Origin of the sequence: Mycobacterium sp. 852013-50091_SCH5140682, assembly GCF_001665685.1 — a bacterium.
Classification (GTDB): Bacteria; Actinomycetota; Actinomycetes; order Mycobacteriales; family Mycobacteriaceae; genus Mycobacterium.
Genome location: NZ_LZTB01000038.1, coordinates 110,421 through 133,229 on the forward strand (window position 1 = coordinate 110,421; position 22,809 = coordinate 133,229).

General features: G+C 65.4%; 27 protein-coding genes. 12 read left to right on the forward strand and 15 right to left on the reverse strand.

What is annotated here, in order from left to right; all coding sequences use genetic code 11:
* Window positions 1-9: 9 nt before the first annotated feature.
* Window positions 10-1,074: a UDP-N-acetylmuramate dehydrogenase gene (locus A5784_RS12780; RefSeq protein ID WP_064945267.1), complete on the reverse strand. Its 1,065-nt coding sequence runs from the start codon at window positions 1,072-1,074 to the stop codon at window positions 10-12.
* Between the two features lie 26 nt (window positions 1,075-1,100).
* Here A5784_RS12780 and A5784_RS12785 point away from each other — a divergent pair, with 26 nt between their 5' ends.
* The 4 genes from A5784_RS12785 to A5784_RS12800 are packed head-to-tail and all read left to right on the forward strand — an operon-like array spanning window position 1,101 to window position 4,183.
* Window positions 1,101-1,607, forward strand: coding sequence for a DUF2505 domain-containing protein (locus tag A5784_RS12785; RefSeq protein ID WP_064945268.1), 507 nt, complete (start codon window positions 1,101-1,103; stop codon window positions 1,605-1,607).
* Window positions 1,608-1,630: 23 nt separating this feature from the next.
* Complete coding sequence (locus tag A5784_RS12790; RefSeq protein ID WP_064945269.1) at window positions 1,631-2,458, forward strand: class I SAM-dependent methyltransferase; 828 nt, start codon at window positions 1,631-1,633, stop codon at window positions 2,456-2,458.
* A gap of 4 nt (window positions 2,459-2,462) precedes the next feature.
* Window positions 2,463-3,278 (forward strand): carbon-nitrogen hydrolase family protein, encoded by an 816-nt coding sequence (locus tag A5784_RS12795; protein WP_064945270.1) that lies wholly within the window; start codon window positions 2,463-2,465, stop codon window positions 3,276-3,278.
* Window positions 3,275-4,183 carry an LmeA family phospholipid-binding protein gene (locus tag A5784_RS12800; protein WP_064945271.1) on the forward strand — a complete coding sequence of 303 codons (909 nt, stop codon included), beginning with the start codon at window positions 3,275-3,277 and terminating at the stop codon, window positions 4,181-4,183. The genes A5784_RS12795 and A5784_RS12800 overlap by 4 nt, the downstream gene beginning before the upstream one ends.
* A 4-nt stretch (window positions 4,184-4,187) precedes the next feature.
* Here the strand turns inward: A5784_RS12800 and deoC are convergent, their stop codons facing one another.
* From deoC to A5784_RS12830, 6 genes are all read right to left on the reverse strand, one after another.
* The gene (deoC, locus tag A5784_RS12805; protein ID WP_064945272.1) at window positions 4,188-4,865 is read right to left on the reverse strand and encodes a deoxyribose-phosphate aldolase; all 678 of its coding nucleotides are present in this window, start codon (window positions 4,863-4,865) and stop codon (window positions 4,188-4,190) included.
* Window positions 4,865-5,290 carry a DUF2599 domain-containing protein gene (locus A5784_RS12810; RefSeq protein ID WP_064945273.1) on the reverse strand — a complete coding sequence of 142 codons (426 nt, stop codon included), beginning with the start codon at window positions 5,288-5,290 and terminating at the stop codon, window positions 4,865-4,867. The genes deoC and A5784_RS12810 overlap by 1 nt, the downstream gene beginning before the upstream one ends.
* 4 nt (window positions 5,291-5,294) lie before the next feature.
* A complete protein-coding gene (locus A5784_RS12815; protein ID WP_064945274.1) occupies window positions 5,295-5,576 on the reverse strand; it encodes a DUF2516 family protein in 282 nt (93 codons plus the stop codon).
* 75 nt (window positions 5,577-5,651) lie between these two features.
* On the reverse strand, window positions 5,652-6,281 hold the full coding sequence (locus tag A5784_RS12820; protein ID WP_029369540.1) for a hypothetical protein: 630 nt from the start codon (window positions 6,279-6,281) through the stop codon (window positions 5,652-5,654).
* Between the two features lie 13 nt (window positions 6,282-6,294).
* Complete coding sequence (locus A5784_RS12825; protein WP_064945275.1) at window positions 6,295-6,762, reverse strand: helix-turn-helix domain-containing protein; 468 nt, start codon at window positions 6,760-6,762, stop codon at window positions 6,295-6,297.
* A gap of 86 nt (window positions 6,763-6,848) precedes the next feature.
* Entirely contained in the window at window positions 6,849-8,198 is a 1,350-nt protein-coding gene (locus A5784_RS12830; protein WP_197514722.1) for a DUF445 domain-containing protein, read from the reverse strand.
* 91 nt (window positions 8,199-8,289) lie between these two features.
* On the opposite strand from A5784_RS12830, the gene A5784_RS12835 reads away from it, so the two are divergent.
* From A5784_RS12835 to A5784_RS12845, 3 genes are all read left to right on the forward strand, one after another.
* Window positions 8,290-8,982 (forward strand): TetR/AcrR family transcriptional regulator, encoded by a 693-nt coding sequence (locus tag A5784_RS12835; RefSeq protein ID WP_064945276.1) that lies wholly within the window; start codon window positions 8,290-8,292, stop codon window positions 8,980-8,982.
* 17 nt (window positions 8,983-8,999) lie between these two features.
* The gene (locus A5784_RS12840; RefSeq protein WP_064945277.1) at window positions 9,000-9,878 is read left to right on the forward strand and encodes a polyphosphate kinase 2 family protein; all 879 of its coding nucleotides are present in this window, start codon (window positions 9,000-9,002) and stop codon (window positions 9,876-9,878) included.
* Between the two features lie 117 nt (window positions 9,879-9,995).
* A complete protein-coding gene (locus A5784_RS12845; RefSeq protein WP_064945278.1) occupies window positions 9,996-10,853 on the forward strand; it encodes a hypothetical protein in 858 nt (285 codons plus the stop codon).
* A 76-nt stretch (window positions 10,854-10,929) separates the two neighbouring features.
* Here the strand turns inward: A5784_RS12845 and A5784_RS12850 are convergent, their stop codons facing one another.
* From A5784_RS12850 to A5784_RS12865, 4 genes are all read right to left on the reverse strand, one after another.
* Window positions 10,930-11,805, reverse strand: a complete 876-nt coding sequence (locus tag A5784_RS12850) for a cyclopropane mycolic acid synthase family methyltransferase (protein ID WP_064945279.1) — start codon at window positions 11,803-11,805, stop codon at window positions 10,930-10,932.
* 143 nt (window positions 11,806-11,948) lie between these two features.
* Entirely contained in the window at window positions 11,949-12,809 is an 861-nt protein-coding gene (locus A5784_RS12855; RefSeq protein WP_064945280.1) for a 3-hydroxybutyryl-CoA dehydrogenase, read from the reverse strand.
* Window positions 12,810-12,910: 101 nt separating this feature from the next.
* Window positions 12,911-14,197, reverse strand: coding sequence for an isocitrate lyase (aceA, locus tag A5784_RS12860; protein ID WP_064945281.1), 1,287 nt, complete (start codon window positions 14,195-14,197; stop codon window positions 12,911-12,913).
* A gap of 259 nt (window positions 14,198-14,456) precedes the next feature.
* Window positions 14,457-15,278, reverse strand: a complete 822-nt coding sequence (locus A5784_RS12865) for an acyl-[acyl-carrier-protein] thioesterase (RefSeq protein WP_064945282.1) — start codon at window positions 15,276-15,278, stop codon at window positions 14,457-14,459.
* Window positions 15,279-15,395: 117 nt separating this feature from the next.
* On the opposite strand from A5784_RS12865, the gene ramB reads away from it, so the two are divergent.
* The 5 genes from ramB (at window position 15,396) to A5784_RS12885 (ending at window position 20,036) form a co-directional block, all read left to right on the forward strand.
* A complete protein-coding gene (ramB, locus tag A5784_RS12870) occupies window positions 15,396-16,811 on the forward strand; it encodes an acetate metabolism transcriptional regulator RamB (RefSeq protein ID WP_064945283.1) in 1,416 nt (471 codons plus the stop codon).
* A gap of 45 nt (window positions 16,812-16,856) precedes the next feature.
* Complete coding sequence (locus A5784_RS12875) at window positions 16,857-17,150, forward strand: type VII secretion target (protein ID WP_064945284.1); 294 nt, start codon at window positions 16,857-16,859, stop codon at window positions 17,148-17,150.
* Between the two features lie 11 nt (window positions 17,151-17,161).
* A complete protein-coding gene (locus A5784_RS12880; protein ID WP_064945285.1) occupies window positions 17,162-18,700 on the forward strand; it encodes a WXG100 family type VII secretion target in 1,539 nt (512 codons plus the stop codon).
* 212 nt (window positions 18,701-18,912) lie between these two features.
* Window positions 18,913-19,323 carry a hypothetical protein gene (locus A5784_RS38250; protein ID WP_156750522.1) on the forward strand — a complete coding sequence of 137 codons (411 nt, stop codon included), beginning with the start codon at window positions 18,913-18,915 and terminating at the stop codon, window positions 19,321-19,323.
* A gap of 161 nt (window positions 19,324-19,484) precedes the next feature.
* Window positions 19,485-20,036: a carboxymuconolactone decarboxylase family protein gene (locus tag A5784_RS12885; protein ID WP_064945286.1), complete on the forward strand. Its 552-nt coding sequence runs from the start codon at window positions 19,485-19,487 to the stop codon at window positions 20,034-20,036.
* A gap of 7 nt (window positions 20,037-20,043) precedes the next feature.
* On the opposite strand, the gene A5784_RS12890 is transcribed toward A5784_RS12885, so the two are convergent.
* The 4 genes from A5784_RS12890 to A5784_RS12905 form a co-directional block, all read right to left on the reverse strand.
* The gene (locus A5784_RS12890; protein ID WP_064945287.1) at window positions 20,044-20,313 is read right to left on the reverse strand and encodes a hypothetical protein; all 270 of its coding nucleotides are present in this window, start codon (window positions 20,311-20,313) and stop codon (window positions 20,044-20,046) included.
* Complete coding sequence (gene lpdA, locus A5784_RS12895) at window positions 20,310-21,704, reverse strand: dihydrolipoyl dehydrogenase (RefSeq protein WP_064945288.1); 1,395 nt, start codon at window positions 21,702-21,704, stop codon at window positions 20,310-20,312. The genes A5784_RS12890 and lpdA overlap by 4 nt, the downstream gene beginning before the upstream one ends.
* Window positions 21,705-21,757: 53 nt before the next feature.
* On the reverse strand, window positions 21,758-22,231 hold the full coding sequence (locus tag A5784_RS12900) for a DUF779 domain-containing protein (RefSeq protein ID WP_064945289.1): 474 nt from the start codon (window positions 22,229-22,231) through the stop codon (window positions 21,758-21,760).
* Between the two features lie 2 nt (window positions 22,232-22,233).
* A partial coding sequence (locus A5784_RS12905) for an aldehyde dehydrogenase family protein (protein ID WP_156750523.1) occupies window positions 22,234-22,809 on the reverse strand: 576 nt, incomplete at its 5' end.

Sequence of the window (22,809 nt, forward strand, 5' to 3'; positions counted from 1 at the left end):
CACGTGGACCTAGGGTACCGATAGCGAGCTGCCAATCAGAATTGGTTCGGGTGTGAGATCTATCCCGAACACCTCGCGGACACCGGCCTGCACACGTCTGGCCAGCGCAATCACGTCGGCGCTCGTGGCCCCGCCACGGTTGGTCAGGGCCAGGGCGTGCTTGGTCGACAACCGGGCCGGGGCGTCGGCACCGGGGAAGCCCTTGCCGAAGCCGGCATGCTCCACGAGCCAGCCCGCCGCGAGTTTCACGCCGTCGGGGGCCGGGTAATGCGGCACGTCGGCCGATTTCCGCAACGCGTCGAACTGGGCCGCCGACACCACCGGGTTGGTGAAGAACGAGCCGACGCTCCACGTGTCGTGATCGTCCGCGTCGAGCACCATGCCCTTGCCTGCCCGCAACTTGAGCACGGTTTCCCGGACCAGCAGCGGATCGGCCCGCTCGCCGGTCTCCACACCGAGTGCGTTGGCCAGTTCCCGGTAGCGCAGCGGCGCGCTGCGGCCGTGCGCGTCGAGCTCGAATTCCACCTCGAGCACGATGACGGCATCCGAGTGCTTGAGCACGCTGGTCCGGTAAGCGAAACGCAGTTCTTCCGGTGCGGCCCAACGGTCTTCGCCGCTGCGGCGGTCGAGCAGACGGACCCGCCGGATGGTGTCGGCAACCTCGGTTCCGTATGCGCCGACGTTCTGCACGGGCGTCGCTCCGGCGGAGCCGGGTATTCCGGACAGGCATTCCAGCCCGCCCAATCCGTGCGCCAGTGCGGTCACCACCACGTCGTCGAACACCGCTCCTGCCTCGGCGCGCACGATGTTGCCTTCGACGGTGATCTCGGTGTTGGCCACCCGCACCACGGTGAGCTCGGGTTGGGTGTCGGCGAGGTCATCGGCGAGCACCACGTTGGAGCCACCGGCGAGCACCAGGATCGGATCGTCGAGTGCGCGCAGCACGCCGACGAGTTGTTCGGTGCTGGTGCAGGTCAGGACCCGGCGCGCGACCGGCCCGACGCGCAGCGTGGTCAGCGGCGCCAGCGGAACCGACTCGGCAACCGCCACCCCGGCGACATACGAAGTGGCCACGGCCGGTAACGGTAGCGTGGCCGGCTATGCCGCGATCATTCGACATGGCCACCGAATATCCCGCCACGGTCGAACGGGTGCATCAGGCTTTCCGCAGCGAGCAGTACTGGCGCGCCCGGCTGGCCAATTTCGGCGCCGACGATGCCACGCTGGACAAGTTGACCGTCAGCGACGACGGGCACGTCGACGTCATCACCAGTCACGTGCTGCGCGCCGACGGGCTGCCTGCGTTGGTGTCGCAGTTCCACCACGGCGACCTACGGATCCGCCGGGAGGAGCATTGGCAGCCGGTTCGTGACGGCCGGTCCGCCGTGACCGTCAGCGGCTTCATCGCCGGGGCGCCGGTGACTTTGGACGGCGGCGGGGTGCTGGCGCTTGCCGGTGGCGGTGCCCGGCTGACGGTGACGCTCAGCGTCGAAGTCAGGGTGCCGTTGGTCGGCGGCAAGATCGAGAACTTCATCGGCGGCCAGCTGGTCGATCTGCTGACTGCCGAACAGCGGTTCACCACGGTGTGGATCACCGAGAACAGCTGAGCACGGCGGTAGCGTCGAAAGCCATGAGTCGGCCCGTCGGGGCGATCACGCGGGGCACCACCGGATACAACCGGCTGCGCCGCAGCGATCGTTGGCTGGTGCATTCGGCGCGCGTGCGTACCGCGCTGAGTGCGGCGGCCGACCCGCTGGTGGTGGACCTGGGCTACGGCGCACTTCCGGTCACCACGCTCGAGCTGGCGGCACGCTTGCAGTCCGTGCGGGCCGATACCCGCGTCGTCGGCCTGGAGATCCACCCGGCGCGGGTGGCGACGGCCCGGGCTCTAGCCCGCACGCGGGGCGCGGATCCGTCGGTCGCAGCTCGCCCGTCCGTCGAGTTCGCCCTCGGTGGCTTCGAACTGGCCGGCCTGCGCCCGGTGCTGGTGCGCGCGTTCAACGTGTTGCGGCAGTATCCGGCCGAGGCGGTGCCCGAGGCGTGGGCGACGATGCAGCACCGGCTGGCCCCGGGCGGCTTGATCATCGACGGCACGTGCGACGAGCTGGGCCGATTGAGCTGCTGGGTGCTGCTCGACGCCGCCGGACCGGTGAGCCTGACCCTGGCGTGCGACCCGTTCAGCATCGAACGGCCGTCGGATCTGGCGGTACGCCTGCCGAAGGTGCTCATCCACCACAACGTGCCCGGCCAGCCCATCCACGCCCTGCTCAGCGCCGCCGATCTGGCCTGGGCCAGTGTGGCCGGGCACGGCGTGTTCGGGCCGCGGGTGCGCTGGCGGGCGATGCTGGAATTGCTGCGCGACGCGAGCTACGGGGGCTTTCCGGTCGAGCCGCCGCGGCGCCGCATGCGCGACGGCGTCCTGACAGTGCCGTGGGCGACCGTCGCACCACTATCCTGAGGCCATGCGAGTTGCCTTGGCGCAGATCACCACCGACACCGATCCGGCGGCCAATCTCGAGCTCGTCGAGTCCTATACGCGCCGCGCCGCAGCCGTCGGCGCTCAGCTGGTGCTCTTCCCCGAGGCCACCATGTGCCGCTTCGGGGTGCCGTTGGCACCGGTTGCGCAACCGCTGGACGGCCCATGGGCCAACGGGGTGCGCGACATCGCCGCCGCCGCCGGGGTCGTGGTGGTGGCCGGGATGTTCGCGCCTGCCGACGCGGGGCGGGTGACCAACACCCTGCTGGCGACGGGGCCGTCGGTCGAGGCGCATTACCACAAGATCCATCTCTACGATGCCTTCGGGTTCGCCGAATCCAAAACTGTCGCACCAGGTTTCGAGCCGGTGACGATAACCGTCGACGGTGTGACGGTCGGGCTGACCACGTGCTACGACATCCGCTTCCCCGAACTGTTCGTCGAGCTGGCCCGCCGCGGGACCCAGCTGATCACCGTGCACGCGTCCTGGGCGTCGGGGCCGGGCAAGCTCGAACAGTGGACACTGCTGGCCCGGGCGCGGGCACTGGACACCACGGGGTTTGTCGCGGCGGTGGATCAGCCCTATCCGGGTGACGAGCTCGCCAAGGCCGGGCCGACCGGCGCGGGCGGCAGCATCGTCGCCTCCCCCACCGGTGAGGTGGTGGCAGCGGCGGGCACGGAGACGGAGTTGCTGATCGCGGACATCGACCTCGATGCCGCCCGGCGGGCCCGCGAGAGCATCGCGGTGCTGCAGAACCGCTCAGAGCTCGCTCAGATCGGTAGGGCACAATCGGCGGGGTGACCGATCCCTGGGCTCGCCCCACCGACCAGTCCCCTCCCGTGACGTCCGAGAGCGCGCCCGAGCCTGCCCAGGCTCCGCCGCCCGGATACCCGGCGACCCCGCCGCCCGCGGCGTCAACGCCGCCCGACGCGCCGAAACCGCCCACGTCGGCGGCATCGAAGATCAAGAATCTGCTGTCCGATCCGCTGTCGATCGTGCTGGTCGTGGTCATCGTGCTGGCCCTGGTCGCCGCGGGGCTGCTGGGCGGCGAACTGTACGCCCGCAAGCGCGCCGACAGCATCGTCGCGGGTGTCGTCGCCTGTGTCGTACAGGACGACGCCAAGGCATCGTTCGACCCGCTGCCGCCGTTCCTGTGGCAGCACGCCACCGGGCACTACACCAACATCAACATCGAGACGGCCGGTAACCAGATCCGCGAGGCCAAGGGCATGAAGGTGGTGCTCGGCATCAAGGACGTGCGCATCCACGACACCGCCGATTCCAGCGGCACCGTCGGATCGCTGACGGCCGACATCACGTGGTCGCTCGACGGCCTGAGGCAGACGGCCGCCAACATGGTGCAGCTGCCGTTCATCGGCTCGGCCATCACCGATGTGTCGACGAATGCCTCCGCGGGCACCATCCAGCTCAAGAGCATGCTCGGCACCATCACCGCCAAGCCGGTGGTGGCGAACAAGGGCATCGCCTTGCAGATCACCGAGCTGAACGCGATCGGGCTGTCGTGGCCGCGCGAAATGATCCAGCCCATCCTGGACAGCTTCACCAGCCAGCTGACCGACAACTACCCGATGGGTATCCACGCCGACAGCGTGCAGGTCACCGACAACGGCGTGAAGGCGCAGTATTCGACGCAGAACGCGTCGATGCCCAAGGCGTCCGAGGACCCCTGCTTCGCGAAGCTGTGAGTCGCTAGTCCAGGGCCTCGAGCACCGCACGGGTCCCGGACAGGCCCAGCCTGGTGGCACCGGCCTGCAGCATCGCGACGGCCTGCTGCGCGGTGCGGATGCCGCCGCTGGCCTTGACCCCGAGCCGCCCGCCGACCGCGCCTGCCATCAGCTCGACCGCCCGCACCGAAGCGCCGCCGCTGGGGTGAAACCCGGTGGAGGTCTTGACGAAATCGGCTCCGGCGTCCTCGCTGACACGACACACGTCGAGCAGCAGCCGCTCGCCGGAGAACTCCAGCAGCGCCGCGGATTCGACGATCACCTTCAGCGTCGCCGCGGGCAGCGCGGAGCGGACCGCGGCCACGTCGGCGGCGACTGCGTCGAGGTCGCCCGCCAGGGCCGCCCCGACGTCGATGACCATGTCGACCTCGGCGGCACCCGCCTCGGCGGCCAGCGCCGCCTCGTTGGCCTTGACCACCGACAGGTGCTTGCCCGACGGGAACCCGGCCACTGTGGCGACGGTCAGGCCGTCGACGCAGGCGGCCCGGGCGACCGGGACGAACGACGGCGACACGCAAACCGCGAAAACACCCAGCGCAGCCGCGTCGGCCACCAGCGCCGCCACATCGGCAGCGGTGGCCTCGGGTTTGAGCAGGGTGTGGTCGACAAGCGCGGCCACCTGGGCGCGGGTGTAGCCAGTCATCAGAACGGTTCCTCCGTACCGCCGGGATTGCACCGGGTCGCCACCATCTGTTCGGGTGGCACCTGCGGGCGCCACGGCTCCAAGTTCCAGCTGGTCTTGCCCGGCTCGACGAGCTCGGCGAACGTCCAGTGGCACAGGAACTGTTCGCGCATACCGGGCAGGTCGGCGTCCGGCGACAGGGTCAATACCTCGCCCCAGGCCTCGTCGGCCTGCGCCGTGGTGCCGGGTTGCGCGGCCAGCTGCCGCGCGGCGGCGGTGGGATAGACCCGAAGGCTCGACAGGTCACCCCACTTGGCCCACTGCACGTGGTCGACGTACGGCGGCGCGGGCCCGGGATCAGGTTCGGCGACGGCGGCCGGCGCGAGAGTGAGCAGCGCGGACAACGTCAAGCAGGCCGCACCGAGTGCGGCCTTCGGTGATCGCATCGACCTACCGTTTTCCTTGGATCTCAAGCAGCTTGGGGCGCACGTCGACCAGGTAGACACCGGTGGCGCAGGCAGAGATGGCGGCCCCGAAGGCGTCGCGCATCAACAGTTCCAGGAGCAGTCCTACTCCGAGGATGGCCAGCCACACCGGCTTGGTGAGCTTGCCCGTGGCTGTGTAGGCGTCGGGCCGCTGCATGGCCGCGTTCACGAAGGCGTAGACACCGACGACGAACACCGCGACGACGATGACAGCAACAATGACGCCCGCAAGGTTGGCAAGTATCACCTCACCACCCTATGCGGGCGTCATCGTCTGTGCGAACGACCGGGCCTCAATCGTGTGGCAGCCGGTCGGACGGAATTACTTCTGGGTCACCTTCTTGGCCGGGGTGGCGGCCTTCTTGGCGGCGGGAGCCGGAGCAGCCTTCTTGGCGGCCGGGGTGGCCGGGGCAGCCTTCTTGGCCGGGGCGGCCTTCTTGGCGGGGGCGGCCTTCTCGGCCTTCTTCGGCAGTTCGACGCCGACGAGCTTGGCGGCACGCTCACCGACGGCGCGGGTCTGCGACGCCACGGTGCCCAGCGCTTCCTGGGTCAGCTCGGTGACCTGGTCGGTGTATCCCTCGACACGGCTGGCGGCCTCTTCGATCGCCGGCTGGTTGCGCAGGCGCTCGAGGGCGGCCTCGCCACGCTCGACGAGCTTGTTGTAGGTCGCGGTGGCCTGGTCGGCGTAGCCTTCGGCAGCCTTGCGCAGTTCCTCGGAGGTGAACTTCTCGCGCAGCTCGCCGAACTGGCCCGGCAGGTCTTCCTGCAGCTTGTTCAGGCGGGCACGGCTCTCCTCGACGCGGGTGTTGGCGTCGGTGCGGGCCTCTTCGGCGCGCTCACGCAGGCTCGCGATGATCTCGTTCACGGTGGCCAGGGCCAGATCGGCGGCGCCGACGGCGGCGAACAGGGGGGCCTTGAGATCCTCGACGTTGGGCTGGTTCTTCTCGGTCATGTCGAATTTCCTTTCAGATGCTTGCAGTTGATGACGGGGGTGTGTGCGGTGTTTCTGAAGGCGTTTCCGGCACTGAGTCCTGCGATGCCGGCACCGCCTCTGCTGTGTCTTCGCTGCCCTCGTTCTGCTGACAGAAAGACGTGTATATGTCGAGCAGCACCTGCTTCTGCCGCTCGGTGATCGCGGTGTCGCCGACTATTGCGTCGCGGACCCGGTTGCCCTCGGTGGGTTCGAGGATCCCGGCCCGCAGGTAGAGCACCTCGGCAGAAACCCGCAATGCCTTGGCGATCTCCTTGAGCACATCCGCTGAAGGTTTGCGCAGTCCCCGCTCGATCTGGCTGAGGTAGGGATTGCTCACGCCGGCCTTCTCGGCGAGTTGGCGCACGGACACCTGAGCGGCCTCACGCTGGCTGCGAATGAAGCTTCCGATGTCCGAAGCCGCATTGCTCACCACGGCTGCAAGATTCTCGTCCTGCGACATGTTGAGCCTCGTTCCGTTTGGGCTTGCGCTGACAAAACCCACGGTACGACCTAGTGCTAACAATTGCAAGCACCTGCTAGCGCAGGTCAGAACAGTAGTTGGCCGATCGTGTAGATGATCAGTCCCGCCAGCGCACCTACCACGGTGCCATTGATCCGGATGAATTGCAGGTCACGACCCACATGGAGTTCGATGCGGCGGCTCGCCTCGTCGGCGTCCCAGCGCTCGATGGTCTCCGTGATGATCGCTGTGATCTCCGTCCCATACTCGCCGACCAGGTGTTTTGCGGCCCGCACGATCCAGTTGTCCACCTTGTCGCGCAGGTCTGCGTCGTCGCGCAGCGACTCCCCGATGCGCATGATCGAGTCCGCGATCCGGGTCCGCAGCGCCGACGACGGATCGTCGACCGACTCCCCGATGATGCGTTTGGCCGCGCTCCACGCGGTCTCGGCGGCGCGGGCCACCTCGTCGCGGGCCATGATCTGCTCTTTGACGTTCTCGGCACGCTGGATCGTGGCGTCGTCGTTCTGCAGGTCGTCGGCGAACTCGAACATGAAGCGCGTGGCCGACCGGCGCAGTTCGTGGTCGGGATTACGCCGCACCTTGTCGGTGAAATCCATCAGCTCTCGATGGATCCGGTCGCCGACCAGATGGTCGACCCACCGCGGCGACCAGGTCGGAGAGTCGCGTTCGATCACCCGCTCGATGACCTCACCGGCGTTGAGCGACCACTGGAACGCACGGTCGCACAACAGCTGGATCAGCGCCTCCTGTCGACCCTCGGCCAGCAGCGTGGCCAGCACGCGACCGATCGGCGGGCCCCACTTGGGCTCGGCGATGCGCTTGACGATCATCCGGTCCAGCACGTGCTGCACGTCTTCGTCGCGCAACAACTCCACCCCGACCCGCAGCACGGTCGCACTCTCCGAGGCCACGCGCTCGGCATGGGAACGATCACTGAGCCATTTGCCGAGCCGGCCCGCGATCTCGGCGTCGCGCACTTTGGTCTCGATGACCTGCGGTGACATGAAGTTCTCCCGCACGAACGTGCCGAGCCCTTCGCCGAGCTGATCTTTCTTGCGCTTGATGATCGCGGTGTGCGGGATCGGGATGCCCAGCGGATGCCGGAACAGTGCCGTGACGGCAAACCAGTCGGCCAGCGCGCCCACCATGCCCGCCTCGGCGGCCGCGCGCACATATCCGACCCAGGGCGGCGCCGCGGCGCCGCGGGACTCTGCCCAGGTGCACACCAGATAGACCACAGTGGCGCCCAGCAGAAAGCCGAGCGCGACAGCCTTCATCCGCCGCAAACCGCGCCGCCGCTCGGCATCGGCCGTCGGATCGGCCCCGGCCAGGGTCTCGGCGAAACTCGCTCGCGGAGCAGGAAGCGCACGCAAACCTGCTTCGGATCTATGTGCCACGCCTCCATCATCCACAAAGGCATGCCCGAGGGCTCGGTCCCAGGGGCCGGAGGGGGTTGTTTCGCCGTACTATCAAGTGGAACTAGGGAATGGGACTACCGCGACAGTGGCACAGCAGACTCCGCCGGCGACGGTGAAGACCGATGGGCGAAAGCGGCGCTGGCACCAACACAAGGTGGAGCGACGCAATGAGCTGGTAGACGGCACCCTCGAGGCCATCCGCCGGCTCGGCAGCAACGTCAGCATGGACGAGATCGCGGCCGAAATCGGCGTCTCGAAGACAGTGCTCTACCGGTATTTCGTCGACAAGAACGACCTCACCACCGCCGTGATGATGCGGTTCGCGCAGACCACGCTGATCCCCAACATGGCCGCGGCGCTGACATCGAACCTCGACGGTTTCGACCTCACCCGCGAGATCATCAAGGTCTACGTCGAGACGGTGGCCGCCGAACCCGAGCCCTACCAATTCGTCATGACCAGCAACTCGGCGAGCAAGAGCAAAGCGGTCGCCGATTCCGAGCAGATCATCGCGCGCATGCTCGCGGTGATGCTGCGCCGCCGCATGGCCGACGTGGGAATGGACACCGGCGGCGCCGAGGCGTGGGCGTTCCACACCGTCGGCGGCGTGCAGCTGGCCACCCACTCCTGGATGTCGAACCCCCGAATGACCTCCGATGAGCTCATCGACTACCTGACGATGCTCTCGTGGAACGCGCTGTGCGGCATCGTCGAGGTCGGCGGTTCGCTGGAGAAATTCAACTCGCAGCCGCATCCTTCCCCGGTATTGCCGCCGTAGCTGCTTGACTAGGCCGCGTGAGCAGCAGCGACAAGTCCGATGACGATCTGCCGGCGCAGTGGAGCCACGAGCCACACCACCATCTGGAGTTCCGGCCCGGCGAGAAGGTCGTCGACATCGATCCCGACGCCACACCGGGATTCACCGGCTCCAAGAGCGACGCCCCCGAACTTCAGGCCGAGCGCAACACCCGGTTCGCGGGTCTGCAGGAGATGCTGTACGCGGGCAGCCGCGCCGGCGACACCCGCTCACTGCTGCTGGTGTTACAGGGCATGGACACCGCAGGCAAGGGCGGAATCGTCAAACACGTTGTGGGAGCAGGCAATCCGCAGGGCATCAGGTATGCCAGCTTCGGAAAGCCGACCGAGGAGGAGCTGGCGCACCACTACCTGTGGCGGATCCGCAAGGCCCTGCCGCCCGCCGGGCACATCGGCGTGTTCGACCGGTCGCACTACGAGGACGTGCTGATCGTCCGCGTGCACAACCTGGTACCGCCCGACGTCTGGGAAGCCCGCTACGACGAGATCAACGCGTTCGAGAAAGAGCTGGTCGACTCCGGCACCAAGATCGTCAAAGTCGCGATGTTCGTCTCCCTCGACGAGCAGAAGCGGCGGCTGGCCGAACGCCTGGACCGCCCCGACAAGTTCTGGAAATACAACCCGGGCGATATCGACGAACGCATGCTCTGGCCGCAGTACCAGGAGGCCTACCAGGCGATGCTGGACCGGACGTCGACCGACTACGCGCCGTGGCACATCGTGCCCTGCAACCGTAAGTGGTACAGCCGGCTGGCCATCCTCGAGCTTCTCATCGAGGCTCTCAAGGAGTTCGACTTGTCCTGGCCCCCAGCCGATTTCGATGTCGAAGCGGAAAAGCGCAGGCTCGCCTCGGCGTGAGCATTCCCTAGATGCGCCGAGACTACGGTTTTTGGCGCGAAATCCGAGAAATCGCGCCAAAAACCGTAGTGTCGCCGAAGTGGAACCGGGTGTGCGCCCGCTGCGTCGAATATCGGTGTGGGGGACATCATCATGGCGACCGAGGCACTCGCCGTCGGGGCCGTCAGCCGGTACGCGCTTCAGACCAGGTACCGCAAGCTTCACCAAAACGTCTATGTACCTGCGGATTTCACGCTCGATGCGCCGTCAAGGGCCGTTGCCGCATGGTTGTGGTCCGGCCGCAGCGCAACCCTGGCCGGATATTCCGCGGCAGCAGTCCTCGGCAGCAAGTGGCTCCCCGACGACGCACCCGCCGAGCTTGCACGCATCCGGCACCCGTCGCCACCGGGCATCCTGATCCACACCGGTGCCATCGCTGACGACGAGGTCGACGTCGTCGACGGCATGACCTGCACCAGCGTCGCCCGCACCTGCTACGACATCGGGCGACGACGACCACTCGACACCGCGATCATCCAGATCGATGCGCTGCTCAACGTGACCAACATCGGGACGGACCGGGTCCATGACAGCGCGAAGCGCTATCCGGGCGCCCGTGGCATCCGACGGTTGCGCAGCGCACTCGATCTTGCCGACCCCGGCGCCGAATCCCCCCAAGAAACCCGGCTGCGTCTCCTTCTGGTCCGCGGCGGAGTCCCTCGTCCCGTCACTCAGATCCCCGTGGCAGACGAGCGGGGACGGGTGCGCCGGCGGATCGATATGGGCTGGCCGCAGTGGAAGGTCGGCGTCGAGTACGACGGAGAACAGCACTGGACGAACCCCGAGGACCATGAGAACGACATCGTCCGGTTGGAATTTCTGGCCTCCCGCCGCTGGACGATCGTCCGGGTGAGCGCCAGGCAACTCCGATACCGAGGACCCGAAGTCGTCGCCCGCACCTGGGATGCGCTGTATCGAGCGGGGTACCCCCACTAAATGCGCCGGCACTACGGTTTTTGGCGCGAAATCCGGGAAATCGCGCCAAAAACCGTAGCCTCGGCGAAGAAGTGACTTACTTGACGAGCGTGAACTGCCCGATGTTGGTGATGCCGCGACGGAAGAAGTCGGCGCAACCGGTCAGGTACTTCATGTACCGGTCGTAGACCTCCTGGCCCTGCATGGCGATGGCCTCGTCCTTGGCCGCCTCCAGGTTCGCCGCCCACATATCCAGCGTGCGTGCGTAGTGCGGCCGCAGCAGGTGAGTGCGCTCGAGCTTGAAGCCCGAGCCGTCGGCGAGCTTCTCGATGTCCTCGACCGCGGGCAGCTGTCCACCGGGGAAGATCTCCTCACCGATGAACTTCATGAACTTCAGGTCGCTGATCGTGAGCTTGATGCCGTTCTCGCGGAAGAACTGCTGAGTATGCGCCAGGATCGTGTGCAGCAGCATGCGGCCGCCGTTCTCCGGCAGGATGCTGTAGGCGCGCTCGAAGAAGATCGGGTACCGCTCCGCCTTGAAGGCCTCGAACGCGCCGATCGAGACGATCCGGTCGACGGGCTCGTCGAACTCTTCCCAGCCCTGAAGCCGGATGTCGACGGTGCGGTTGGTCTCGATCTTGGCCAGCCGCTCGCGGGCCCACTCCGACTGCGCCTTGCTCAGCGTGATACCAATGACGTTGACGTCAAATTTGGTGATGGCACGCTCCAGCGCACCGCCCCAGCCGCAGCCGATATCGAGGAGGGTCATGCCCGGCTTCAGATCGAGCTTGCCCAGCGCGAGGTCGAACTTGGCGTTCTGCGACTCATCGAGCGTCATGTCCTCGCGCTCGTAATAACCGCAGGTGTAGCCCATGGTCGGCCCGAGCCACAGGGCGAAGAACTCGTTGGAGATGTCGTAGATCGACTGCGACTCCTCGTAGTACGGAGCAAGATCGGAATCGGCTTGTGACATGCGACGGTAACCCTTTACGTTTCTCTGCTGACAAGTAACCGGCCCAGCCGGCGCGTGGCGCCGCGCGGACTCAAAACCGAGCCAGCAGGCCCTACTGAAGGTAGGGTAGCTAAGCGCGGCCTTGAGTGCCAGCGCGGGTCTGTTCAGTAGGTATAGAAACCTTTGCCGGACTTCTTGCCGAGTTGCCCCGCCTCGACCATACGCAGCAACAGCGGCGGAGCGGCGTAGAGCGGCTCTTTGAACTCATCAAACATCTTGTCTGCGATCAGCTTTAACGTGTCGAGGCCGACCAGGTCAGACAGCCGCAGCGGACCCATCGGATGCGACAGCCCGGCAACCACGGCCTTGTCGACGTCCTCGATCGTGGCGAACCCGCCCTCGACCATCCGGACCGCCGCCAGCAGGTACGGAACCAGCAACGCGTTGACCACGAAACCGGACCGATCGGCGCACCGCACGACCTGCTTCCCCAGCACCGAACTGGCGAATTCCTCGGCTCGCGAAGCGGCATCGTCGCTGGTGACGAGCGTGGGAACGAGTTCGACCAGGGGCAGCACCGGCACCGGGTTGAAAAAGTGCAGGCCCAGCACCCTTGCGGGATTCTGGGTAACCGCTGCGAGTTTCATGATCGGGATGCTGGAGGTGTTGGACGCCAGCACGGCGTCGGGGTCGCTGATCACCCGGTCGAGCTCGGCGAAGATCTTTGCCTTGACGTTCTCGTCTTCGATCACCGCTTCGACGACGAGTTGCCGGTCGGCGAGATCGGCCATGCTGGTGGTGAATTTGAGGTTTGCCAGAGCGTTGTCTTTCTCCTGCTCGGTCACCTTGCCCGAGCTGGCGGCGCGCTCCAACGACTTGGTGATGCGGTTGCGTCCGGCGGTGACCAGGTCGTCATTGGTCTCGAAAACCAGGACGTCGACGCCGGCCCGGGCCGATACCTCGGCGATGCCCGCGCCCATCTGGCCGGCGCCGATAACACCCACTCGCTCTATTTGATTGCTCACGACTTCACTTTCGTCTCAGTATCCGGACATGCGACAGGCCCCGCCCAAGAATTCTGAGCGGGGCCTGCGCTGTCAACTTCTAGCGACCGAAGATCAGTGGCTCAGTGGAACTGACCCTCTTCGGTGGAACCGGCCAGCGCGGTGGTCGAGCTGGTCGGGTCAACGGTGGTGGCGATCCGGTCGAAGTAGCCGGCGCCGACCTCGCGCTGGTGTTTGGTGGCGGTGTAGCCACGCTCCTCGGCGGCGAACTCGCGCTCCTGCAGCTCGACGTAGGCGGTCATCTGGTTGCGGGCGTAGCCGTGGGCCAGATCGAACATCGAGTAGTTCAGGGCGTGGAAGCCGGCCAGCGTGATGAACTGGAACTTGAAGCCCATCGCGCCGAGCTCCTTCTGGAACTTCGCGATGGTCGCGTCGTCCAGGTGCTTGCGCCAGTTGAACGACGGCGAGCAGTTGTAGGCCAGCATCTGGTCGGGGAATTCGCTCTTGACGCCCTCGGCGAACTTCTTGGCCAGCTCCAGGTCCGGGGTGCCTGTCTCCATCCAGATCAGGTCGGAGTACGGCGCGTAGGCCTTGGCGCGGGCGATGCAGGGCTCCAGGCCGTTCTTGACCCGGTAGAAGCCCTCGGCGGTGCGCTCGCCGGTGATGAAGGGGCGGTCGCGCTCGTCGACATCGCTGGTGATCAGGGTGGCGGCCTCGGCGTCGGTGCGGGCGATGACGACGGTCGGCACGTCGGCGACGTCGGCGGCCAGGCGAGCCGAGGTCAGGGTGCGGATGTGCTGCTGGGTGGGGATGAGCACCTTGCCACCGAGGTGGCCGCACTTCTTCTCCGAGGCCAGCTGGTCTTCCCAGTGCGAACCGGCGACACCGGCGGCGATCATGGCCTTCTGCAGCTCGTAGACGTTGAGCGCACCACCGAAGCCTGCCTCACCGTCGGCGACGATCGGGGCGAGCCAGTTCTCGACGGAGGTGTCGCCCTCGACCTTGGCGATCTCGTCGGCGCGCAGCAGCGCGTTGTTGATGCGGCGGACGACCTGCGGCACCGAGTTGGCCGGGTACAGGCTCTGGTCAGGGTAGGTGTGGCCGGAGAGGTTGGCGTCACCGGCGACCTGCCAACCCGACAGGTAGATGGCCTTGAGGCCCGCGCGGACCTGCTGGACGGCCATGTTGCCGGTCAGCGCGCCGAGCGCGTTGACGAAGTCCATGTTGTGGAGCTGGTCCCAGAGCACCTCGGCGCCACGGCGGGCCAGGGTGGCCTCCTCGACGACGTGACCCTGCAGCGCGACGACGTCTTCCGGGGTGTAGGTGCGGGTGATGCCCTTCCAGCGGGGGTTGTGATCCCAGTCGTGCTGGATCTGTTCCGGTGACTTGGGGGTGCCCACGGTCGACATAGGACTGCTCCTTCGGTTTTAAGACGCTGCGACCGCCTTCGATCTTGTTAACGTCGCAGCAGCTTCACTGATGTGCTAATCCGACGATGACACAGCCCATATCCGCAGGTCCACCTGTTTCAATTGCCAATTTTCGCCAAATGGCAGCGTTAACTTGCGAAGTTTGCGAAGAAATATGATGGCTGTACCGGTTCAGAAGCTACCCAGCAGTAACCGATTTGCGCAGGTCAGTACGCCCGTACTGTTAAACCTGGGGTGATCAGAGGGAGAACAGTGCGGCGATGGCTTTGGCCTCGTCGCCGACCACATATGTGAGCGTTATAACAGTCCGATCGGACAGCTCCGGACCGAACTTGTCCGTCGCCCCCGCCGGGTACACGTGCGAGAGGATCTCCAGCTTCTCGCCGAGAGCCACCGTCGCATCGTGCTCGATGGCCACCCGCAGCGGTCCGGCGAGCAGCTCCGGGTGGGAGTACAGGTAGTCCTCGATGACGGTCCAGTAGACCGAGTTGTTCATGTGGTCGAAGAGGTCGATGTCCGACACGCGGACCGGATACTCCTTGATCTCGACCGCGTCCTCGCGGCTGCCCGGCTTCAAGTAGGGCTTCCACCGCAGCCGGGATTCGTCCGTGGTCCGGCGCAGACCTTCGAGGAAGTCGTCGGAGATGCGGGCGGGCCCCTGGGTCTCGCGGTTGATGTTGATCCAGAACGCCTCGGATTCCATGAGGCCGCCTTTGCGGCCGTCGATGCGCACCCGCATCTCACACCACCGGTTCGAGGTCCCCGAACACCAACGCCGCATCCGCAGCATGTCCTGGAACTCGACAGGACGGATGAGGTCGATCATGGTCCGCCGGACGATCCACAGCGGGTGGGTCTCCTCGAAGCCCATCTCCCGCAGCTGATCGGATCCGACGTCCTGGATGTGGCGGCACGCGGCGTCGAACCGGAGCCGGCCCACCCGGTCGATGTCGCCGACCCGCAGTGGCCACTCCCGGTCGAAGACGTCGGGATGCGGATCCGGTACCGGCATCATGACTTTGCCCAGTCCGGCCGTCGGCTTGTCTGCGGAACCCGTCATCTCGATCTCCCCAATCGCTCGTCCAGACCGATCATGCCAGGCACCCCGGGGCAGTCCCAACGACCGTTCTGCCAAGAATGCGAAGACGGGCTTCACAGCGTTGTTACGCTGTTTGACGTGGCAAAAACCTTCGTCGGCTCGCGGGTACGGCAACTGCGCAGCGAACGCGGTTTCAGCCAGGCCGCACTGGCGCAGATGCTCGACATCTCCCCCAGCTACCTGAACCAGATCGAGCATGACGTGCGGCCGCTGACGGTGGCGGTGTTGCTGCGCATCACCGAGGTGTTCGGTGTCGATGCCACGTTCTTCGCATCGCACGACGACACGCGCCTGGTCGCCGAACTGCGCGAGGTGACGATGGACCGCGACCTCGGCATCGATGTGGACGTCGCCGAAGTCGCCGACATCGTCAACACCCACCCCACGCTGGCGCGGGCGATGGTCAACCTGCACCAGCGGTATCGGCTCACCACAACGCAACTGGCCGCGGTCACCGAGGGCCGGTACTCCGACAGCAGCGGCAGTGGCTCGATCACCATGCCCCACGAGGAAGTTCGTGACTTCTTCTATCAGCGGCAGAACTATCTCCACGAACTCGATACCGCCGCAGAGGATTTCACCATTCGGATGCGGATGCACCGGGCCGAGCTGTCGCGCGAGCTCTCCGAACGGCTCACCATGGTGCACGGCGTGCGCATCGTCAGGCGGATCGACCTCGGCGACAACGTGATGCACCGCTACGATCCGCAGACCAAGACCCTCGAGATCGGCGGGCATCTCTCGTCGGGACAGTACGTGTTCAAGCTCGCCGCCGAACTGGCCTATCTGGAGTTCGGCGACCTGATCGACGCGCAGGTCACCGAAGGCATGTTCACCAGCGACGAGTCCCGCAAGCTCGCCCGGCTGGGGCTGGCCAACTACTTCGCGGCCGCCACCGTGCTGCCCTACCGGCAGTTCCACGATGTCGCCGAGAACTTCCGCTACGACGTCGAGCGGCTGTCGGCGTTCTATTCGGTGAGCTACGAGACGGTGGCCCACCGCCTTTCGACATTGCAACGACCGTCGATGCGGGGTGTGCCGCTGTCATTTGTCCGGGTCGACCGTGCCGGCAACATGTCGAAACGCCAGTCCGCCACCGGTTTTCACTTCTCTTCGTCGGGCGGCACCTGCCCGCTGTGGAATGTCTACGAGACCTTCGGCAATCCCGGCAAGATCCTGGTGCAGGTCGCTCAGATGCCCGACGGACGCAACTACATGTGGGTCGCCCGGACCGTCGAGCGTCGCGCGTCGCGATATGGCCAGCCCGGCAAGACTTTCGCGATCGGCCTTGGCTGCGAGTTGCGTCACGCAGGCCGGCTGGTCTACTCCGACGGCCTGGACGTATCCGGCGACGTCAGCACACCCATCGGGTCCGGGTGCCGGGTGTGCGAACGCGACAACTGTCCACAGCGCGCATTTCCCGCGCTCGGCCGGGCCCTCGATATCGACGAACACCGATCCACGGTGTCGCCGTATCTGGTCAAGAAGTCCTGAATTTTGCCGCTCCTCGGGATTGCCACCCGGCCATAGACTTTTGCCATGGCGCCGCGGCTCGAAGTCGACACCGCCCAGTTGAAGGTGGTCGGCAACAAGTTCACCGCCCTGGGCGGTGAACTGCAGGCCGCGGTGTCCCCGATGGAACCCGGACCCGAGTTTCAGCCGAGTTCCGCCGCGGTGACCGAGACAGCCGTGAGCGCCAATCATGTGACGAGGGTGGCCGGTTTCCGGCTGAACGGGTACGGCATCAACCTGAATCGCGCAGCGGCGGCGTATGACGCTACCGATACGGCGATGGCCGGAAAGCTGGCCGCCACCATGAAGCCGGGTGGATAGGCGTCGAACAGATGGTGCAGACGCCGACGCGGTCGCAGATCCAATCCTGGAGTACGAGTCATCTGGAACAGGCTGCCAAGGCCTGGTCTGCGCGTGCTGATCAAATCCAGCAGAGCTACGACAATGCCCGCACTGCACTGGACGGCGCTCCGTGGGTGGGCGCGAGCGCCGACCGGGCCCGAGACCGGTTCTCCGCGGACGTCACCGAAATGAAGCGGGTCGAGGATCTGCTGCGTCAAGCCGCGAAGACGGCAACCGACGGCGCGAACCGCATTGCCGACGCCCGGCAGTCAGCGCTCGATGCGATCACCAACGCGGAGAACCGGATGTTCAGCGTCAACGACGACCTTTCACTCCGAGACCGACTGCCCCACTTCCCCAATCCGTTCAGCTGGTTACGAGAGAACCTTGCCCGCGCGCTGGAAGCTGACATCCGTGCACAGGCCATGAATCTGGCAGCGGTCGACGAGGCGGTGGGTACCGCACTCAAAGAGATCGGCACCGCAATGCGCGACTTCGAGTTCAGCCACACCGGTCCCACTCCGGAACATCCCGGTACTCCAGGAGAACCGACGATCACCGGACCCGCCGGACCGCTCAAGTACGAGCAGGACAAGTACGACCTGCAAGTGGCGTTCCCTGACGGAAAGGGGCCGACTTTCGGCGGGGATCCCCAGACCCACAAGGCCGATTGGTCACCGGTGGACAACAAGGTCGATCGCGACCCCGACAGCGAAAAGGCAAAGCACGTACCAGATGACGGCACGCGACCCATTCCCACCGGAACGGCCATCGGCCCCAACGGGGAGCGGCTCGCGTTCTTCAGCTATCCGGACGGTCACGTGGAGGCAGGCAAGAATCCCTATGCCGCGCCAGCAGAGACATGGGATTTCAGCGACCCCAACAACCCGAAACCTCTTGGCCCGCTTACTTTCCCCGGCCCCGACGGAAAGCCGCAGAAGATTTATCAACCGAGTGGCGCCTACGATAAGACCACCGGAAAAATGATGATCGTCGGCAATATCACCGACGCGGACGGCAAGATCAAACGCTATATGTTTGAGTCCGCGCCTATCCAACCCGGGCAAAAACCGGCCGACTGGATGAAAACGGTACACATGTCCGTCGACAAAACCGGCTCACCGGAATCAGCCGAGATCAAGGGAATGCCAGGCGCGCGCGAAAGCCAGCTCGTCGCTTTGAAAGGCGGTGGATTCGCGCTCGTTGGGTCAGACAACTTCTCCGCCGATCCGAAAGATGCCAGACCTGCAGTGAGCGCGGCGGTCGCGTCATCCGCCGAGGGACTCAAGGCGGCTGTTCCAACAACTATCCTCGGACCAGAGCCCACAATAGGTGACCATGGTAAGGCGGCACCGTACGGCCCAACCGTCATCGATACGACATACGACCCCGTTACCGGACAAGAAACCATCGATCTACGCGTCAGCACATGGGACGGTGTCAACATCAACCCCCCGGGAACTCAGAATCCGGTTGCGGCTCCATATGATCCCCAGACGTACACGACGACGATCACTGTTCAGCACTGATTGGAGAATTCGTGGCCACTTTAAGAATTGCATCGGAAATTCCGTCGAGCCGTAGGATTCTCGCACTTCGACTGTCACGTCTCGCGTCGACGCTTGCTTTGATATTGTGCGCCACGACGGCGATCCTGGTGAGCTGCACGCGACAAACCACTGGGACAGCGATAGCTGATCCGCCACCTCACGTGTTTCCAAACCTTGACAATTTCACGGCTGTGGAAGCTGAAAAGTACTACGTTCCGTTACGTGGCGGCCCAACCTATCAATTCGTCACCGCAAGCGGAGTGGAATGCACCATCAACTTGAATGGAATGGGCTGCCACGGGAATTATCCGGCCGATCCTGAGAAACCCAACAACAAGGTGTGCTTGAGTGCGATACCCAAAGATCAAGCGAAGACGCACCCACCATATACCTACACCATCGAATATTCGGGCGGAGCGTGCTCGCCTAGCACGGTCCCGAGCAATCTGTTTCTCGATGTTGGCAAGAAGCTTGTCGCAGATTGGGGTCCCACAGTAGGACAATTCACCTGCGCCGTCGACGCAGGTGAATTAGTCGCCTGCATCGACAACGACAGCAACCGCGGATTCGTCCTGCAGCCAGGCGGCAGCTGGACTTTTTGATAACCGCCGCATGGCTGACCCGAGGCGGAACAAGAAGTCCTGACTACGCGGACTCTGCGCCGAGACGACGGTTTGTGGCGCGAAATCGTCGAAATCGCACCAAAAACCGTAGTGTCGCGCGGTGTGCCAGCCTCGGCGCACGGTGTGCCAGACTCGGCTAGGTGAGCACACTTGAGCCTGCCCGCATCGCACCGGGAGGATTCCGGGAGCTGGGGCCGATCAACTGGGTCATCGCCAAGGCAGGAGCGCGAGCTATCCGGGCGCCGCGGTTCACCCTCTTCAATGTGCTGGGGCAGCACAAGCTGCTGTTTCTGGCGTGGCTGCCGTCGGCGGGGCTGCTGCTCGGGCCGCTCGGCAAGCTGCCCCGCAAGGACGCCGAACTGGTGATCCTGCGCGTCGCGCACCTGCGTGACTGCGAGTACGAACTGCAGCAGCATCGCCGGCTGGCACGCAGCCGCGGGGTGGACCGCGAAACCCAGGCCCGCATCTTCGAGGGTCCTGACGCTGAAGGCCTCACCGACCGGCAGCGCATCCTGATCACCGCTACCGACGAATTCGTCGTTACCCGCTCGATGTCATCGGAGACCTGGGCCGCGCTCTCGGGGATCCTCAACCGCACCCAGCTCATCGAATTCTGCATGCTGGCAGGGCAATACGATGCGCTGGCCGCCACGATGGCGACCCTGCGGATCCCGCTGGACTTCCCGGACTAGCGCGGGCCTACAGGTACGTCACCCCGAGCACGGCGATCGAGAACAGTACCGGTGAGACCGGCAGCAGCCACAGGAACGCCGCCCATTCGTAGGCCTTCTGCTGGTACTTGCGCCTCCCGAGCAGGCCGGCCGCCACGGCGATCAGGAACGACACCGCAGCGACCACCAACACCCACTGATTGACGTAGCTGCTGTCGGTGGCCAACGAAATGGCCGTCAGCCACAGGATATGGCCGACGACCAATCCGCCGATCCCGGCAATGATCTCGTTTCTCAAAAGTTGATCATGTGGCCGGTGAGGCCGTGGAAGCATTCCTGCAGCGCTTCAGACAGGGTCGGGTGGGTGTGCACGTTGCGCGCCAGTTCGTGGGCGGTCAGATCCCACTTCTGGGCCAGCGTCAGCTCGGGCAGAAGTTCGGAGACATCCGGGCCGATGAGGTGCCCGCCGAGCAGTTCCAGATGCTTCTTGTCGGCGATGAGCTTGACGAACCCGGTCGGGTCGGCCAGGCCGTGGGCCTTGCCGTTGGCCGTGAAGGGGAACTTCGCGACGACGACGTCGTAGCCCTCGTCCTTGGCCTGCTGTTCGGTCAACCCGAAGCTGGCGACCTGCGGCTGGCAGAACGTCGCGCGCGGCATCATCCGGTAATCGCCGAGCGCCAACGTCTCGGCACCGGCGATGGTCTCGGCGGCCACCACGCCCTGGGCCTCGGCCACATGCGCCAGCTGCAGCAGTGCCGTCACATCCCCGATCGCATAGATGCCCGGCACGTTGGTGCGCATGTACTCGTCGATCGCGATGGCCTTGCGGTCGGTCAGCGCCACCCCGGCGGCCTCCAGACCGTAGCCGTCGACATTGGGCGCGAACCCGATGGCCTGCAACACCTTGTCGGCCTTGAGTTCCTCGGTCTTGCCGTCCTTGCTGACGGTGACCTTCACCACCGACCCGTCATCGGCGATCCCCTCGACCTTGGTGCCGGTGAGAATCTTCACGCCCAGCTTCTTGTACTGCTTTTCGATCTCCTTGGAGACCTCGGCGTCCTCGTTGGGCAGGGCCCGCGGCAGGAACTCGACGATGGTGACGTCGACGCCGTAGTTCTTGAGCACATAGGCGAACTCCATGCCGATCGCGCCCGCGCCGGCGATGATGATCGACCCGGGCAGCTCACGGGACAGGATCTGGGTTTCGTAGGTGACCACGTTGTCGGACAGCGTGGTGCCCGGGACCAGGCGGGTCGATGAGCCGGTGGCGATGATCGCGTTGTCGAAGGTGACGTTCTCGGTGCCGCCGTCGTTGAGTTTCACCGAGATCGACTTGGGCCCGGTGAAGGTGCCGTAGCCGTGAATCTCGGTGATCTTGTTCTTCTTCATCAGGAAGTGCACGCCGGCCACCCGGCCGTCGGCGACCTTGCGGCTGCGGTCGAATGCCGCACCGTAGTCGAAGCTGGCCTCACCGCTGATACCGAAGGTCTTGGCTTCCTTGTTGAAGATATGGGCCAGCTCGGCGTTGCGCAGCAATGCCTTGGACGGGATACACCCAACGTTGAGGCACACCCCACCCCAATACTTGGGTTCGATGATGGCGGTGTTCAGCCCCAGTTGAGCGGCACGAATAGCCGCGACGTATCCGCCGGGGCCAGCTCCGAGAACGACGACGTCAAAGTGGGTCACGCCCTCACCCTAGTGGGCGGGGCAATAGCCGCACTGGGCGATCCGGGTGATTTCTACCTCTGAGGCACCGGGCAGGCGTCTGACGCCTCGGCGACGATGTGGCTTCCCGTGTCCGTCGGACGCTTCCCCGCCGCGTACTCGGCCCCGGTCAGGGGCGGGCACGCAGCGAGTTCGTCGACCTCGGCGTCGGTGAACGCCCGTCCGCGCGACAGGAAACGCTTACCTTCGGGCGCCTCCAAGCTGAACCCGCCGCCACGGCCGGGCACCACATCGATCACCAGTTGGGTGTGTTTCCACGCGTCGAACTGCGGTCCGGAGATCCACACCGGCACGCCGGTAGGGCCGACGTCGAGGATGCCCAGCAGGATGTCGCGGTCTCCGACGATGAAGTCACCGTCGGGGTAACACATCGGCGACGACCCGTCGCAGCATCCGCCGGACTGGTGAAACATCAACGCCCCGTGCCGCTCCTGCAGTGTTGCCAGCAGATCGGCGGCGGCTTGGGTGATGAGGGCTCTACTCGTCATGTCTAGAAGAATCCCTGAGCCTTGTTGCTGTAGGACACCAGCAGGTTCTTGGTCTGCTGGTAGTGGTCCAGCATCATCTTGTGGTTTTCGCGGCCGATGCCGGACTGCTTGTAGCCGCCGAACGCCGCATGCGCGGGATAGGCGTGATAGCAGTTGGTCCACACCCGGCCGGCCTTGATGTCGCGGCCGGCCCGGTAGGCGGTGTTGCCGTCCCGCGACCACACGCCGGCACCCAGGCCGTAGAGGGTGTTGTTGGCGATCGAGATGGCGTCGTCGTAGTCCTTGAACGACGTCACCGCGACGACGGGTCCGAAGATCTCCTCTTGGAAGATCCGCATGTTGTTGTTGCCCTCGAACACCGTCGGCTGGATGTAGAACCCGCCGGCCAGGTCACCACCGAGGTCGGCGCGTTCACCGCCGGTGACCACCCGCGCTCCCTCAGACTTGCCGATTTCGATGTAGGACAGGATCTTCTCGAACTGGTCGTTGGAGGCCTGCGACCCGATCATGGTCTCGGTGTCCAGCGGATCGCCCTGCCGGACCGCCTTCGTCCGGATGGCCGCGAGCTCCAGGAACTC